At 55.2% G+C, this 14,842-nt stretch carries 14 protein-coding genes and 1 other RNA gene; 1 reads left to right on the forward strand and 14 read right to left on the reverse strand.

Features of this window, described 5'->3' with window-relative positions; translation table 11 throughout:
* Positions 1-10 precede the first annotated feature (10 nt).
* The 10 genes from BEQ56_08165 to BEQ56_08210 form a co-directional block, all read right to left on the reverse strand.
* Positions 11-235, reverse strand: coding sequence for a 2-oxoacid:acceptor oxidoreductase (locus tag BEQ56_08165; GenBank protein AOH43453.1), 225 nt, complete (start codon positions 233-235; stop codon positions 11-13).
* Between the two features lie 21 nt (positions 236-256).
* Entirely contained in the window at positions 257-958 is a 702-nt protein-coding gene (locus BEQ56_08170; protein AOH43454.1) for a hypothetical protein, read from the reverse strand.
* Positions 951-1,139, reverse strand: coding sequence for a hypothetical protein (locus tag BEQ56_08175; GenBank protein ID AOH43455.1), 189 nt, complete (start codon positions 1,137-1,139; stop codon positions 951-953). The genes BEQ56_08170 and BEQ56_08175 overlap by 8 nt, the downstream gene beginning before the upstream one ends.
* A gap of 64 nt (positions 1,140-1,203) precedes the next feature.
* On the reverse strand, positions 1,204-2,316 hold the full coding sequence (locus BEQ56_08180; GenBank protein AOH43456.1) for a glycerol-3-phosphate ABC transporter ATP-binding protein: 1,113 nt from the start codon (positions 2,314-2,316) through the stop codon (positions 1,204-1,206).
* A gap of 128 nt (positions 2,317-2,444) precedes the next feature.
* Positions 2,445-2,620: non-coding RNA, 6S RNA (gene ssrS / locus BEQ56_08185), on the reverse strand.
* A gap of 68 nt (positions 2,621-2,688) precedes the next feature.
* Positions 2,689-5,373, reverse strand: coding sequence for a hypothetical protein (locus BEQ56_08190; GenBank protein ID AOH43457.1), 2,685 nt, complete (start codon positions 5,371-5,373; stop codon positions 2,689-2,691).
* Positions 5,374-5,408: 35 nt separating this feature from the next.
* Positions 5,409-5,717, reverse strand: a complete 309-nt coding sequence (locus BEQ56_08195) for a hypothetical protein (GenBank protein AOH43458.1) — start codon at positions 5,715-5,717, stop codon at positions 5,409-5,411.
* Positions 5,718-5,726: 9 nt separating this feature from the next.
* Positions 5,727-6,899 carry a hypothetical protein gene (locus BEQ56_08200; protein ID AOH43459.1) on the reverse strand — a complete coding sequence of 391 codons (1,173 nt, stop codon included), beginning with the start codon at positions 6,897-6,899 and terminating at the stop codon, positions 5,727-5,729.
* A gap of 2 nt (positions 6,900-6,901) precedes the next feature.
* Positions 6,902-8,827, reverse strand: coding sequence for a hypothetical protein (locus tag BEQ56_08205; GenBank protein ID AOH43460.1), 1,926 nt, complete (start codon positions 8,825-8,827; stop codon positions 6,902-6,904).
* The gene (locus BEQ56_08210) at positions 8,817-10,235 is read right to left on the reverse strand and encodes a hypothetical protein (protein AOH43461.1); all 1,419 of its coding nucleotides are present in this window, start codon (positions 10,233-10,235) and stop codon (positions 8,817-8,819) included. Before BEQ56_08210 ends, BEQ56_08205 begins: the two co-directional genes overlap by 11 nt.
* A gap of 213 nt (positions 10,236-10,448) precedes the next feature.
* On the opposite strand from BEQ56_08210, the gene BEQ56_08215 reads away from it, so the two are divergent.
* Positions 10,449-11,819: a methylenetetrahydrofolate--tRNA-(uracil(54)-C(5))-methyltransferase (FADH(2)-oxidizing) TrmFO gene (locus BEQ56_08215; protein AOH43462.1), complete on the forward strand. Its 1,371-nt coding sequence runs from the start codon at positions 10,449-10,451 to the stop codon at positions 11,817-11,819.
* 55 nt (positions 11,820-11,874) lie between these two features.
* Here BEQ56_08215 and BEQ56_08220 read toward each other — a convergent pair whose 3' ends face one another.
* The 4 genes from BEQ56_08220 to BEQ56_08235 are packed head-to-tail and all read right to left on the reverse strand — an operon-like array spanning position 11,875 to position 14,630.
* Positions 11,875-12,084 (reverse strand): cold-shock protein, encoded by a 210-nt coding sequence (locus tag BEQ56_08220; protein AOH43463.1) that lies wholly within the window; start codon positions 12,082-12,084, stop codon positions 11,875-11,877.
* Positions 12,085-12,112: 28 nt separating this feature from the next.
* Positions 12,113-12,352 (reverse strand): hypothetical protein, encoded by a 240-nt coding sequence (locus tag BEQ56_08225; protein ID AOH43464.1) that lies wholly within the window; start codon positions 12,350-12,352, stop codon positions 12,113-12,115.
* A 17-nt stretch (positions 12,353-12,369) separates the two neighbouring features.
* Positions 12,370-13,431 (reverse strand): tRNA 2-thiouridine(34) synthase MnmA, encoded by a 1,062-nt coding sequence (locus BEQ56_08230; protein ID AOH44466.1) that lies wholly within the window; start codon positions 13,429-13,431, stop codon positions 12,370-12,372.
* Between the two features lie 29 nt (positions 13,432-13,460).
* A complete protein-coding gene (locus BEQ56_08235) occupies positions 13,461-14,630 on the reverse strand; it encodes a hypothetical protein (GenBank protein AOH43465.1) in 1,170 nt (389 codons plus the stop codon).
* Between the last annotated feature and the right edge of the window lie 212 nt (positions 14,631-14,842).

The following is a 14,842-nucleotide window of genomic DNA, read 5'->3' on the forward strand; positions in this document are numbered from 1 at the left end:
CGGCCCCTTTCTAATCGACGTCGATCCGATAGACGCTGATTACCGAATCCGGGCAGATCATCGCGCACTGCGCGCAGCCTATGCAGGCGCCCTGATCGAAGATATCCGCCGGATGAAACCCCTTCAGATTCATCTGGTCCGGATCGATTCGCAGGATCTTCTTCGGGCAGACCGAAACGCACAGGTCGCAGCTCTTGCACCGATCCTTATCAAACTTGACTAAATACTTCCCCATAGCAACTCCCTTTTCTATTTTTTAGGATAAACGCTGATCCAGCCATGACGCCCGCATAATTTCCCGAACCGGAAGGATCGGGACTTTTTCGAAAACGCCGCCCGAAAGCGACGCGCGAAACGCCGGAAGGATTCGCTCCGGACAGCAGTTAAACCGCAGCGGTATCCCCGTCCGCGCGGCGATCTCGGAACAAAAAAAGGCCCCATCCATGCAGTTGTCCGGAGTCGTTTCCTTCAGAAAATGAGCGTTATTGACCAGTCCGGTAATTTTCAGCGTTGTCCAGGCTTCGATCCGGGTCATCATCAGGATCGCTTTCTCAACCGTTCCCGTTTCAGGTCGATTCGGATTCACGACGCAGAGAAACTCGAAATCGCGATCCGCAATCGCGCTGAGAAACTGAACGATAACTTTCGCGCCGTCCGGATCGCCTCCCAAATCGACAATTGCGGCCGTCTCCGCGTCTTCGAGCGGCGCGCGAACGTTCGAGTTCAACGCCGGTATTTCAAGCGTAACCTCTTCGCTGAAAAAATTCCCGTAAATCTGAATTCCCAGCGCTTTAAAAGCGTCGATTTTTTCCCTGCTCCGGAAATACGGATTGGCGATATCGAGATCGATGACGGCGACCTTGTCGCACTCCTTCCGAAGCTCGATCGCCAGGTTCAGGCAGAACTCAGTTTTCCCGCTCCCATAGTGCCCGCCTGCGATCATGATCCGTTTACTCATTCGTCAAACCGGCTCCCTTCCCGATATCGATCATTGCATTCTCTATAAGGATTATAACCTGACTGCTTCCAGAACATTCCAAGATAGAATTTTCGAAAAATTCCGCCGGTCCCGTTCCGGTCCATCCTCGAAGCCGAGACGAAAAAGGCGGCATGGATTTCTTCGTCCAGCCGTCATACAAAAAAGACGCCGGGAAAAATCCGGCGTCATGAATAAATTCTACGCTGAATGAGTTCCGGAGGTCCTCACCGAACCGCGACCGGATTCTCCGCGTCAGAAGCGAGATCGAAGATATGGAAATTGGTCATATCGAAGACCAGGTCGATCGTCTGTCCGACGGTGTAGTTGCTGCGCGGATCGACGCGAGCGACAAACTGCGTATTTCCGGCGATACAGTACACAAAGATTTCATTCCCCATCAACTCCGTAACATCGACTTTTGCGCTGATCGGGGCTTTCGTAATTCCCGGAGGCGCGAATTCGGGGTTATGGATATTCTCAGGTCGAATCCCGAAGACAACGTCTTTTCCGTTCATTCCCTTATAAACTTCCTTACGCGCGTCCGGAATCTGGACCGAGAAAGCCGGATGGTCGACAAAAACGTTGCCGCCTTCCGTGCGGATTTTGGCGTTGAAGAAGTTCATGGACGGAGAACCGATAAACCCGGCGACGAATAAGTTCTTCGGCGTATTGTAAAGGTTCTGCGGCGTGTCAAGCTGCTGGACAATCCCTTTGTACATGACGGCGATACGATCCGCCATCGTCATAGCTTCAACCTGGTCATGGGTAACGTAGATGAATGTGGTCTGAAGCCGTTGGTGGAGCTTGCTGATTTCGGAGCGCGTCTGGACGCGGAGTTTCGCGTCAAGGTTCGAAAGCGGCTCGTCCAAAAGGAAGACCTGAGGATTTCGAACAATCGCGCGCCCTAAAGCTACACGTTGGCGCTGACCACCCGATAACTCACGCGGTTTACGATGAAGGAGTCGTTCGAGTCCCAGGGACGCGGCGGCTTCATTGACACGTTTCTCGATATCGGCTTTCGGCATCTTGCGAAGCTTCAGGCCAAAGGCCATGTTGTCGAAAACGGTCATATGCGGATAGAGCGCGTAAGACTGGAAAACCATCGCGATATCGCGGTCTTTCGGAGAAACGTCGTTGACGACGCGGTCGCCAATCAGGATCTCGCCTTCGCTGATTTCTTCCAAACCGGCCAGGCAACGCAGCGCCGTTGACTTACCGCAGCCGGACGGACCAACCAGAACAAGAAATTCCTTATCCTTGATTTCGAGCTGGACGTCCTTCAGGACTTCAACTTCACCATATCGTTTCCACACGTGATTATAAGTTACACTCGCCATACAAAAACCTCACTTTCTGAATGAATATCGTGCCTTTATTATACGTGAGAATACGCAAATTTTGCAAGGAAAAGAATATGGAAGTAAGTGATATCCGTCATATGACTTTCGTCATATCTCTCAAAAAAAAAAGCCCCGCAGCGCCGCTCGCCGCCTGGTTTTGAACCTGCCTGAGCAGGTGGGTTGACCTGTTCCGAAACGCAGCCTTGGCCGTCGCCTATCGCATTATTTCGAAAATTAAGGAACCCGTTCAAAAAGTGTTGGCCCAAAACGGAGCGCGGCATCCCGAACGCTGCAGGGTTGATTATTTTATACCATGGTTTCAGGATGTTTACAATTATTTTCAGCTCTGATCAGCACAGGCGGAGAATCTTACCGAGAAAACGACACTTTCCGAATCTCGCCGCCCGGAGAGACGGTTACGCGCGTCAGCGACCGGGTCACGATATCGTTCTGCCGAATATCCTTCGCGTAAATAATAACGTAGTCAGTTTCTTCGCCCGGCTTTTTCGGATCGTTCGGCGACTTCCCGCTCCGGAACTGCTTCTGCACGGTGCAGCTCGTATACGTATCGTCGAGCGTCGCGATCTGGTAGGTTTCCCTGATCTTATCGAAAATCTGCTTCGCCAGCGCGGAATCGATCGCGATCTTGCTGTCGAGCCGTTCGCGGACGAGATCGTACCGTTTCGCCGTTTTGGCCCGCTGCGCCCTGTCGGTAATATTCGCGTTCGGATCAACCGCGAATAACGGATCGCCGAGGAAAATAAACGACAGCAGGGTTTTCTGGATTTCGCCGTCCAGAGCGCCGGATTCCGCTTCTGTCTCCGACGCGAAATTCTTTTTCGCGCGCCGGAAGGCCTCGCCGGTCGAAATTCCGGTGCGAAGATGCTGCCAGAACAGGTGCGCAAGGAGATCCGCCGCGGTCAGCGGGAGCGTCACCGCGCCGTAAGAGATCGTCGTCGAACCGATAAAAACCTTCGTCCCTTTTCCGATCATATGCAGCGAGATAGCGTTCGACTCGTTCCGTTTATCGATCTCCGCACCGTAGCAGTTCTCCGCGAATACGACGTCCGGCGCCCGATGGAGATGATCCAGGTTGCTCATCTGAAGCGCGATCGGGAGCGTCGTCAGCGTCGACTGATCGCGCGGATCCTTCTGCCCGTACCAGTTCGGTTTCCCCTTGATTCCATGCAGGTTGAAATAAGCGTACTGGCATTCCTCCAGATGTGACACGGGGAAATTTGTCGCGGTAACGCCCGGAGAGGTCGCCAGGCTTCCGTTTCCAGCGATATTCCGGTACACGGCGACGGAAGGACGTTCCCAGACCTGCGCCGATAAACCGAATGTCTTCGATTCCTTGATCGCCTTACTGAAGCCGGAAAAGCTCAGCGTCTTCTTCGCCTTCCGGTTTTTTCGCCGCTGCCGAATCTCGGTTTCAGCCGAACGGATATGATGATTCTGAATATTCCGAAGCTGACTCAAGAGCAAACCGGGGTCCGAACTGTTATCCCCGGGAACGCGCCCCAATTGCCACTGCTGATCGAAGATCCGCGTTTCGTCGAACGTCGCGTAAGGCGCGTCGGACGGGATCGATAAATCGTCGTCCATCGCCGGATTCTTCAGCGAAAAGAACGGAACGACTTCCGGACCGCCGACGATCAGCACGGCGCCGATCATCGAGCCCTTCTCGGATAACGCGCGATCCAGCTTGACCAGCTCCTGCTTGATCAGCGTCGGATCCTGATAGGCGCGATGATTCGTCGCGAATTCATCCGGATAAAAGACCATGGCGTTCCAACCCTCGCGATTATCGACCGCCTCCGCGACCAGCTGCATTTCTTTTCCAATAAAATCCTTATTATTCTTCCCATATTTCGCGGTCAGCCCGCCAATCGTCGACAGCACGACATAAATCGGGAAACGCTCGTCCGAATTCGCGACGTCCAGTTTATAGACGTATTCTTTCAGGCCGGTAGCGCTTTCAACGGCTGGCTTGCGCCGGAAGAGCGAAAAAAACCAGTTCTGAAACGAATTCGGTTTTTCCGCGATCGCCTGCTTCCGCTCGCGGGCCACGGGCGTTTCCGCCGTCTCGCCGGTTACGGTCGCTTTCGTTTCCGAAGTTGCGTCGTCGATCTCCAGAACCGAAACGTCCGGGGCATCCTCTGCTTCGTCGCCCTGCGCGGAATCGTCTCCGCTTTCGTCCGCGCCGTCCAGCTCCGTTTCCAACGGCTCGTCCGGGCTCAGGTCGTCGTCGGCGACTGATATTCCGGGAATGCGTTCAAGCTTCGCGGCCTGGACTATTTTTTCCGGGATCGGAATCCCGGAAAGATCAACGCTCAGTTCTTCCGGGGCAAAGAATAAACGCCTGTACGAATTTCTTTCTCCCCAGAGCCTTCCGGCGACCATCCCCAGCAAATCCGACTCGATCGTACTGTGAATCAGTTTCGCCCCTTCCTCAATCGAGCCGATCTGATTCAGAAATTCCCCGTACAGGAGCTTAAACTGAATCGCATGCGGCCACCTGCGCAGGTAGATATTCATCAGGCGCCGGTATGACTCGGGGTCCTGACGCTGGAAGCTGTCCTTCGCGATTTTCAACGCTGAAAAGATATCAAAATCGTCAATATCTTCAAGCATGACGTCTTTTGGTCCCGGTTTCCTCCGGAAGACAGTTTTTAAAAACGATAACGGAGTCCCGCTATCTGCGTCCGGCGAAAGCGCTTCCGTCTTTTTTAAGCGCTGCGCCCGGGTTTTCGCCGCCTTCCGCTCCTCGGATCCGTCCGGATACAGCACGGAAAGCAGCGCCCAGACTTCCTGAAACTCAGGATCATAACGCACGATTAATTCAGATAAACGAATCGCGTCATGCGTCTTTCCGGTCTTGAACAGAACGATCGCCAACCGGTATCGCATCCATAAATCGCTCGGATATTCCCTCAGCCACGCGATCAGGAGCTTCTCCGCCACGTCGAAATTCTCCAGCTGGAATCCGGCGTTGGTAAGCTCTGTAAACTGCGGACGGGTAATATAGTTCTGTTGAGCGAAATTCTGACGCATGACGATTCTTCAACCCCGAAACTTTCAATCCATTTTTATCTGGTCAGGAAGTAAACGCTGACCGTCAGCATGATCCCCCCTATGATTACAAGAGCCATGCCAATCCCGCGTTTTGTCTCAATCAGGAGATTCAATTCCTTAATCAGAAAACTCGCGTTGCCTAACGCGCCGCTGAGTTCCTCGCCGAATCCTTTCTCGGCCAGCTTCGCCGCGTGCTTCTGAACCGATTTCGCCTCGCCGGAAAAAACGTTGGAAATCAACGTTAAAATTCCGCCGAGCAGCGCGATTAAACCGCCGATCGCTAAAATCACAATAATCAGTTTAAGCAATTCCTGCTGTTCCATCGTTGCTCCTTACTCGGCTAAAACCGCGATTTCAGCCGGGAAACCGCTGAGTTGAATTGTATCCCCGGCGCAAAGGATCACCGCCCGTTCGCAGGCGTTTCGCAGCTCGCGGATATTCCCCGGCCAGCGATACTTCTTGATCGCGCTGAGAATAACCGGATCGATATAAGGGATATTCTTCCCTTGTTCGAGGCTGATTTTCTTAATGAAGAAGACGAACAGCTCCGTAAGATCGTCCAGCCGCTCGCGCAGCGGCGGCAGTTCGATATGGATAACGTTCAGGCGATAGAACAGGTCGGACCGGAACGTCCCCTCCGCGATCATCGCGGGAATATCATGATTCGTCGCGGCGATGATCTGGACGTCGACGGGGATCTCCTTCGTCCCGCCGACGCGCCGGATTTCCTTCTCTTCCAACGCGCGGAGGAGCTTGGACTGCATATCGAGGCTCATCGAAGAAATTTCGTCAAGGAATAAAATCCCGCCGTCCGCGGCTTCGAAAAGGCCGCGATGGAGCTTATCGGCGCTGGTAAACGCCCCGGCTTCATGCCCAAACAGCTCGGATTCCAGCATCGTCGGCTGAATCGCGGAGCAGTTAATCGGGCGGAACGGTTTTTTGGCGCGCGGCCCGTTTTCATGGATAAATCGGGTGATAACCTCTTTCCCGGTCCCGGTCTCGCCGGTAATCAGGATCGACGCCTGAGCCGCCGCGGCTTTCATCGCGCAATCGTACGCCTCGCGGATCCGTGAATTTTTTCCAAGAATGAAATCAGACGTTCCGGATTGCGTCGAACGCTGGAAATAAAGCTCGCGTTCGAGCTTGACGACGTCGAGCGCTTTCTTAATCGTCGCTTCCAGGAGCGAAAAATTAACCGGCTTACTTAAAAAGTCGTACGCACCGTTCTTCATCGCGTCAACCGCCATCTCAACTTCGCCGTAGGCGGTCATGATAATCGTCTTCGGCGCAGGGTTCATCAGTCGAATCGCGGGCAGTAAATCAAGCCCGTATTCGGGACCAACCTGAACGTCGAGGAGAATAATATCTACTGGCGTCGACGCCAGGATATTTCGTGCGTCGGTTAAATTTCCCGCGTCCGCTACGCTGAATTTCTCTGAAAAGTATTCTTTAAGCCCTTCCCGAAAATTATCTTCATCGTCTACAATCAGCAATGTAAAATCCACGCTCAGCCTCCATCGGGAATCGGTAACAGTATTTCGAAAACGACGCCTTCAGACAATGATTTTACCTGAATTGTTCCCCTATGGGTTGTGATAATGCGCTTCGTCACCGCCAGTCCCCAACCGTTCCCGTTTTTCTTCGAGGTAATAAACGGCTCGAAAATATGATCGATCAATTCATCCGGGATCCCCGGCCCGGTATTCGCGACCGACAGCATCGCCACGTTCCGGCCCGGGATCCCGGACGGCTGCGTCGATAAGCGCAGCGAGATCGTCCCGCCGGCATGATCGATCGCGTCGACCGCGTTTTGGACCAGGTTGGTAATCACCTGATCCATGGATTTCACGTCGATCAGGAGCTTCGGGAAATCGTCCGGTTTCCGAAAATAGCACCGGATATTTTCAACGGCAAAATCGCGTTTCCAGCGCTCTAAGATAACGTCGATCAGGACGCCGAAATCGGTCAGCTCCGGATTCAGCTTCAGCGGGCGCGAAAACGCCAGAATATTCGAAATCGTATCCGATACCCGCTGGCAGTCATTCTCGATCCGCGTTGCGGCAGAATAAATCGGGCCCCGTTTTTCGCTGTTCGCTTTGATATTCTGGATCCAGGTGTTAATATTATTGACCGGATTTCGAATCTCATGCGCCATCATCGAAGCGAAATCGCCCAGAATCGCGCGCTGCGTTAGCTGTTCCGTTTTCAGCCGGCTCTCCTCTGTCTCGGTCACGTCGGTCAGGACGAAGACGTAATACTGATTTTCCTCAGTGAGACTGACCTTTGAAAACCGGATCTGGCAGGGGAAACGTTCACCGCTGCGCCGGTGCAGGTACTGAACCGACGGCGTTTCGACGAAATCCTCTCCATCCGCAGGAAACGAATCGACGAACTTCCGAATCGAAACGTTCGAAACGAGCAGGTCTTCCAGCTGATGACCAAAAATATCGTCCAGCTTAAACCCGAACATCTGGCCCGAAATCGCATTCAGATAAGCGATTTGAAGCTGTTGATTCGTGATTACGATTCCTTCGCGAACGTTTTCGACAATCCGGATATTCAGCCGGTTCTCAAAATCGCTTTGATAAAGCGCCTTGGTCATCGTAACCTTATCGATCAGCGACTGAAAAAAAGTCGCAAAAACTTCTAAAACCGTCTGCAGCGTCTCCTGTGCATACTCGCGATTATCATATAAAACGATAATGAACCATCCGATCGTTTCGCCTCCGTTTACGAACGGGAAGGCGAGATAGGTATCGGGAATTTCCTCCGCCACGTCCTGAAGCCGGGAGAGCGCCCCGGATTTCAGCCGATCGAACCGCTCCAGATATGGCGAATAGACTTTATATGCGTTCTCTTTCCTGGCGAGCCGCTCGGCGACGTCGAATAATCCATAACTTTTTAACGATACGTCCGGATAAAAATTAAACGAGGCCAGATTCAGCGCAACCGTCGTCCGGAGGATAAACGTTTCAAAATTATCGATAAAATCCTTCCGGGAGAGAAACGTCGTCGAGGCAGTCCGAATCAGCCCGGTCAGACCGTCGATCGACTGATCGATGCTTCGGTTCCCAGCCCATTGCGCATTGACGACGACCGAAACGATTCGTCCGGCGTCCTCGTCCAGCGCAGAATTACGGACCTGAACCGGGAAAACGCGGTCGTCCGGCGTTATGAACTCGAACCACATAATATCGAACGCAAAGCTCCGTACTTTCGTCCAGTTGCGTACGTAATCGCCGAGAAAGCTCGAATCCTCGCGGAACCGTCGGAACATCTCAACCGCCAACCGGTTGGCCGAGACGATTCTTCCGTCGCCGCTTTCCCAGACGAACGCCGGCGTTACCAGCGCGCGCAGGAAGGCTCCGGCCAACGGTTCCGCCGATTCGAACGTAAAAGCGTCGGAGACGAACGAGGCCGTTTTATTTTCCATTCGCGGCTTTCCTGAGCCGGGCAGGCAGGATCCCTTCCATGGCCCGGTACTTCGCGACGGTCCGCCGCGCGATATCGAACCCCATACCCTGAAGAATTGAAACAATTCCCGCGTCCGTCAGCGGCTTTTTCTCGTCCCGGATCAGGTCGCGGATAACAGTGCGAACGTTGAGGCTGCGGTCGAAAAAGATCGAAAGCGGGACAACTTTTCGATTGGGAAGCATGACCGATTTATTTGCGACGGCGCGGCTGATCGTCGATTCATGCACGGATAGTTCTTTCGCGATTTCGGCCCTTGTAATCGAAACGAGTTCCGATTCGCCCTTGCGGATAAACGGCTCCTGATAACGGATAATCGCGCGCATCAGCATTTCCATCGTATTATTCCGGTTATCCAGCGATTTTACCAGCAGCGACGCGCGATCGAGATCGCTTTTCCACTGTTCCGCTTTTTCCTCCGGCGCGTTTTTCATCTCTTTTTTGAACGCCGGGTTGACGCGAAGGTATCCGCGGATCGGCATAACGATTTCAATAATCAGCTGGTTGCGCGGATCGTCGTTCTGATACGAGACGATGACGTCAGGGAAATGAAAAACCTCGACGTCCGGACGGCCCGGCATTCCGCGCTCGCCCCAGAACGAACGTCCCGGGTACGGGTTCAGGTTTTCGCCGATGAACTTCTCGATCAGCTGGAGCTGCTTCAGCGAAAGCTGATGACGCTGCAGGATTTCCCGCGATTTCCGATGAATCAGCAGATCATAAGAGCTGCGGATAACTTCTTCAGTCTGATACGGGATCGACATGAGATTGGACAGATGCTTCAGCTGGATCAGGAGCGCTTCCCGCGGATCCGAAGAGCCGACGCCAAGCGGATCGGCCCGCTGGATCACTTCGATAACGTCTTCAACCTTTGAGACCGGGACATGGTAATACGAAGCGACCTCCAGGACCGGCGAGGTGATAAACCCGTCCTCGTCTAACTCGGTCAGCAGGTACGCGGCGATCAGCTTCTCGTCTTCCTCAAGGTCGGCGCCGATCTGCCTCAGGACGTAGCTCGCTAAATCTTCGGGCTGAGCCGAGTCGACGTCGGGCTCGGACGACGAAGCGCCGGAATAGCCACCGCCCTGATAATATTCGACGGCCAGTTCATCGCGCGGACTGACGAAATAGACGTTCTCTTCGCTGACGTTCTTTTCCGCGAAGCATCGCGCGCAATACCCTGACGGGCCCAAAGGCCGATGACAATACGGACAGATCCGCTCGTCGATATATTCGAGCGCAGGATTATTCGCGACTTCAGAATCAACCTTGTCCTTGATTTCCTCCGCAGGCATATTTAAAAACGTCATCGTCTGCGCGATATGCGCCGTGGTGATCGTCCTGTGCTGGGGTCGCTGCGTTTGAAACATGCTTCCGAGTCTTTCCTTCGCCGGGCCTGCGTCCGGTGCAATAACTATGCCGTATATATGATAATATCATACCATACTTCAAAGCAAAACGCGGCTCCGGTTGAAAGCCTGATGAAGGCAGTTTCCCCTTGGCCCGGGCCAGCTCCGACCGGCGCGCCACCGGAATTCCCGGGGTCCGCCGATTCAAATCGAAATCTGGATACAATAAGGCTTATGTGCAATAAACTGAACGCTCCGCTCCCGGAGGTTACCGTCGTCGGCGCAGGCTTAGCCGGCTCCGAAGCCGCTTGGATTCTCGCCGAAGCCGGCGTCAACGTCGATCTATACGAAATGCGCCCCATTGTAAAAACGGAGGCGCACCGGACCGCGCTGCCTGCGGAGCTGGTCTGTTCCAATTCGCTGGGGTCGGACCTTCCCGACCGCGCGTCAGGCCTGCTAAAAGAAGAGCTGCGCCGAATGAACTCGCTCCTGGTTCGCGCCGCGGAAGAAACGCGCGTTCCGGCCGGCGCAGCGCTCGCCGTCGATCGCGATCTTTTTTCGAAAAAAGTCGCCGACGCGCTTGAGAACCATCCGCGAATCCGAATCCTCCGGCAGGAGCTCCGCGATATACCGGTCGGCCGTCCGACGCTGCTCGCCGCCGGCCCGCTGGCGAGCCCGGCGCTGTCCGAATCGTTAGCGCGGCTGACCGGAAAAGAGAATCTGTTTTTCTTCGACGCGATTGCCCCCGTCGTCAGCGCTGATTCGATCGATTTCACGCGAGCCTTCCGCGCTTCCCGCTACGATCGCGACGGGAGCGGCGACGGCGATTATATCAACTGCCCGTTTACGCGGGAAGAATACGAAACCTTTATCGCCGCGCTTCTATCCGCTGAACGGATTCCGCTGCGGTCGTTTGAAGAGGCGATCCGGTCCGGCGTCCGGATCGGACGGGGTCCTTTTTTCGAGGGATGCCTTCCGATCGAGGTCCTGGCGGAGCGAGGGAAAGACGCGCTGGCTTTCGGACCGCTGCGTCCCGTCGGGCTGATCGATCCGAGAACCGGGAAACGCCCCTGGGCCTGTTTGCAGCTGCGTCAGGATAACCGGAACGGCAGCGCGTACAACCTCGTCGGCTTCCAGACGAACCTGAAATACCCGGAACAGAAGCGCGTATTCAGGACGATCCCCGGGCTGGAAAACGCGGAGTTCCTTCGCTATGGCGAAATGCACCGGAATACGTTTATCGCCGCGGCCGGCGTCCTGAACCGGGGGCTGCAGCTCATCCGATATCCGAACGTTTTTATCGCAGGTCAGCTGGCCGGCGTCGAGGGCTACATGGGGAATATCGCGTTCGGACACGTCGCGGCGCGGAACATGGTCCGGTATCTCAGGAACGAACCGCCGGTCGACTGGCCCGAGGAGACGATGATCGGCGCGCTCCTGAAAGCGGTTACCGGGAACGACACGGACGACATCCAGCCGGTCAAAGCGAATTTCGGGATCCTGCCGGAGTTGGACGCCGCGATCCGATCGAAAAAAGAACGCGCGGCACAGCACGTCGCCCGTGCGCTGGAACGGTATGAAACGGACCCATTCTGGGATCGCTGACGGGGAACGATAAAAAAAAGAACCGCGGGTTTTCCGCGGTCCATCTCAACCGACCTTATAACGGTTTGACTTCAGCCGCACGGAGCCCCTTGCCCGTGTTTTGAAGGACGAATGAAACTTTCTGCCCTTCCGTCAGGTTCCGAAACCCTTCAGCCTGAATATCCAGATAATGAACGAATACTTCCGTTCCGTCTTCCGTCAAAATAAATCCAAAGCCTTTGGACGTATTGAACCATTTTACGGTTCCAACCATTTCTTCACTCATACCTATACTCCACAACAATTTTTCCAGATCAACTTGCAGATTGAATCACCAACCGGCAAAACCACAACACACCAAACGCGCCAAGCAATCCGAAAACCAGATTAACTTCCCCGATTCGAAGCGGACTCTGCCCAATCAGATCGCCAATTTTAACACCGCCGAAAAAACCGCCGATCCCGCTGATCAGGTAGAACACAAAATGCGATCTTTTTTCAGCGAAAAGAACGCTCCAAAGACTCGCGACCGCGCCGGAAATCAGGAAGCTCAACAAAACGCCCGGTTGACTCATATTGATAAGTTTATCAAATTAATCGTCCCGCTTGCAATAACCTGATCTGAATCATCGTACAACGCGCAGATCTGACCCGGCGCGATCGCCGGCTGCGGCTCGGAGAACTGAACGAGAACCGACCCGTCCGGCTGGCGCTCGAACCGCGCGCCGACAGGAACGGATTTATAACGCGGCTGCGCAAAGATTTTCCCGTCCGCCGGATCCGTCCCTGAACGCAGCCAATTTACATTACGCAGCCGGATCCGCTCAACGAGCGCGTCCTCCCGGCCCCCGACGGTTATCGCCTGATCCTGCGCGTTTTTCCGCAGCACATACTTCGGTTCGGGGCCCGGAATCCGGATCCCTTTCCGCTGTCCGATCGTATAAAACGGGAGGCCGTCATGCTCCCCGAGGACCTTCCCAGCGGGATCGACAAACGCGCCGGGGCGGATCCGCCCGCCGGCCCTGCGCCTCAGGAAAGCGCGGTAATCGCCGTCGGCAATAAAACAGATATCCTGAGATTCTTTCTTTTCCGACGAAGGAAGCCCTGCCGCCTTCGCGATCTGACGCACTTCCAGCTTGGTCAGATCGCCCAACGGGAAGAGACTCCTCTTCAGCGCGTCGATCGGGATCCGGCTCAGGACGTACGACTGATCCTTACGGCGATCCGCGCCGCGGGAAAGAACCGGGACCCCGGAGCCATCACGCCGGATCCGCGCGTAATGCCCCGTGGCGACGTACTTCGCGCCGATCAGGTTCGCGTAATTCAGGAGCCAACGCCAACGGACCAGCGGGTTGCAGTCCGCGCAGGGGTTCGGCGTTTCGCCTCGCAGGTACGCTTCGATGAACGGGACGACGACTTTCTCGTAGAAAGAAGGCGCCGCGTCAAGAAGGTAAAAAGGAATGCCGATTGAGGCGGCGACCCGCCGCGCGTCGTTGACGGACGCCAGCGAGCAGCAGGCGTTATCGCGCGTCCCGCCTTCCTCCGCCCAAAGCTTCAGCATGACGCCGACGACGTCGTACCCATCCCTTTTTAACAGGTATGCCGCAACCGAGCTGTCGACGCCGCCGCTCATCCCGACGACGACTTTTTTTTCATTGAGACTCACGAAAGAAAGCCCCGAATTTTCGAAACGGCTTCTTTCAGCGCGCCAACGAGACCGTCGACACTTTCAGGCGTTGAATATAGGCCGTTCGTAATCCTTAATCCGCCGCTGAGCCAGTCGGGCGGCAGCCCGATTTCGACAAGCTGCTGCTGGCCGCGAACCTGGTTCGACCGGCAGGCCGATCCAATCGAAACGGCGTAGCCTTCCTGATCCAGCGCGGACTGGAGCATGAGGCTATCGATACCTTTAAAGGAAAAAGACGCATGGTTACTCAGCCGGCTCTCCGGATCCCCGGTCAGCCGCACGTCCGGGACCTCATCCAGGACCCGACCGATCAGGCGCTCCCGGAGCCCGGTTTCCGCCCGGACCCGCTCCGGATACGTCTCCTTCAGAAGCCGGTACGCTTCCGCGATCGCGACGATATACGGAACGTTCTCCGTCCCGGCGCGCAGCCCACGCTCCTGTCCCGCGCCGAAAATATGCGCCCGGAGCGACGACGGCTCCCGCGCGATCAGAGCGCCGATTCCCTTCGGCGCGTAGCATTTATGCCCGCTGAACGTCAGGTAGTCGACTGGGCATTCCGTCAAATCCAAAAGACTATGCGCAACCAGCTGCGTTGCGTCGCAGTGGTACGGAACGCCGGCTGCCTGGCACATGCGGACGACTTCGCGGACCGGTTGAACCGTTCCCAGCTCGTTATTCGCGCCGATGATCGAAACGAGAACAGGGTCTTCCGCCAGACTGGCTTCAAAAACGTCCAGACGCAAAATCGCGGCCGAATCGACCGGAATGACTTTCATCCGGCAGAAGCCATACGCCTCAAGTTGTGAAACCGTATTGCGGACGGCGGCATGCTCTGTTGCGGAAATCAGGATCAGGCCGGGGCGGCCGGTCCGCCGATAGAAGTCGATCGCCCGGCTCCAGATCACGAGATTCGCCGCTTCGGTTGAGCTGCCGGTAAAGACGATTTCAGATCCCGCCGGCGCGTTGAAATGCGTCAGCAGCGAATCGCGCGAAGCCTGAACAGCGTGGAAAGCGACCTGCCCGAACGCGTGCGCCGAGGAAGGGTTGCCGAAATCCGACTGGAAATAACGCTGCATCGCGGCCGCCGCGCGCGGATGAACCGGGGTCGTCGCCGCGTAGTCGAAATAATTCTCGATCGTTGCCATGCGAAGAATTATAGCCGGAATTAACGCTGCGGACGGCAGGATTACCGCAGCGATCGATGCCTATATCAGGATTTAAAAATCTTAATTATATTGACATCCTCCCCAACCTGCGGCAAAATAGACAGTAAGAAACAGGGATCAGGTATTGCCTTAAAGTCCTGACCTGCGCCCGATCCGACCTGGTCGGGGCCATACCAGAATAAGGAGTAAGA

The organism is Anaerolineaceae bacterium oral taxon 439 (assembly GCA_001717545.1).
Classification (GTDB): Bacteria; Chloroflexota; Anaerolineae; order Anaerolineales; family Anaerolineaceae; genus Flexilinea.

What these genes read in the sequence shown, in the direction of transcription:
- BEQ56_08165 (AOH43453.1), bottom strand. Translation starts at nt 235, where the DNA reads ATGGGGAAGTATTTAGTCAAGTTTGATAAGGATCGGTGCAAGAGCTGC.
- BEQ56_08170 (AOH43454.1), bottom strand. Translation starts at nt 958, where the DNA reads ATGAGTAAACGGATCATGATCGCAGGCGGGCACTATGGGAGCGGGAAA.
- BEQ56_08180 (AOH43456.1), bottom strand. Translation starts at nt 2,316, where the DNA reads ATGGCGAGTGTAACTTATAATCACGTGTGGAAACGATATGGTGAAGTT.
- BEQ56_08190 (AOH43457.1), bottom strand. Translation starts at nt 5,373, where the DNA reads ATGCGTCAGAATTTCGCTCAACAGAACTATATTACCCGTCCGCAGTTT.
- BEQ56_08195 (AOH43458.1), bottom strand. Translation starts at nt 5,717, where the DNA reads ATGGAACAGCAGGAATTGCTTAAACTGATTATTGTGATTTTAGCGATC.
- BEQ56_08205 (AOH43460.1), bottom strand. Translation starts at nt 8,827, where the DNA reads ATGGAAAATAAAACGGCCTCGTTCGTCTCCGACGCTTTTACGTTCGAA.
- BEQ56_08210 (AOH43461.1), bottom strand. Translation starts at nt 10,235, where the DNA reads ATGTTTCAAACGCAGCGACCCCAGCACAGGACGATCACCACGGCGCAT.
- BEQ56_08215 (AOH43462.1), top strand. Translation starts at nt 10,449, where the DNA reads ATGTGCAATAAACTGAACGCTCCGCTCCCGGAGGTTACCGTCGTCGGC.
- BEQ56_08220 (AOH43463.1), bottom strand. Translation starts at nt 12,084, where the DNA reads ATGAGTGAAGAAATGGTTGGAACCGTAAAATGGTTCAATACGTCCAAA.
- BEQ56_08230 (AOH44466.1), bottom strand. Translation starts at nt 13,431, where the DNA reads ATGAGCGGCGGCGTCGACAGCTCGGTTGCGGCATACCTGTTAAAAAGG.
- BEQ56_08235 (AOH43465.1), bottom strand. Translation starts at nt 14,630, where the DNA reads ATGGCAACGATCGAGAATTATTTCGACTACGCGGCGACGACCCCGGTT.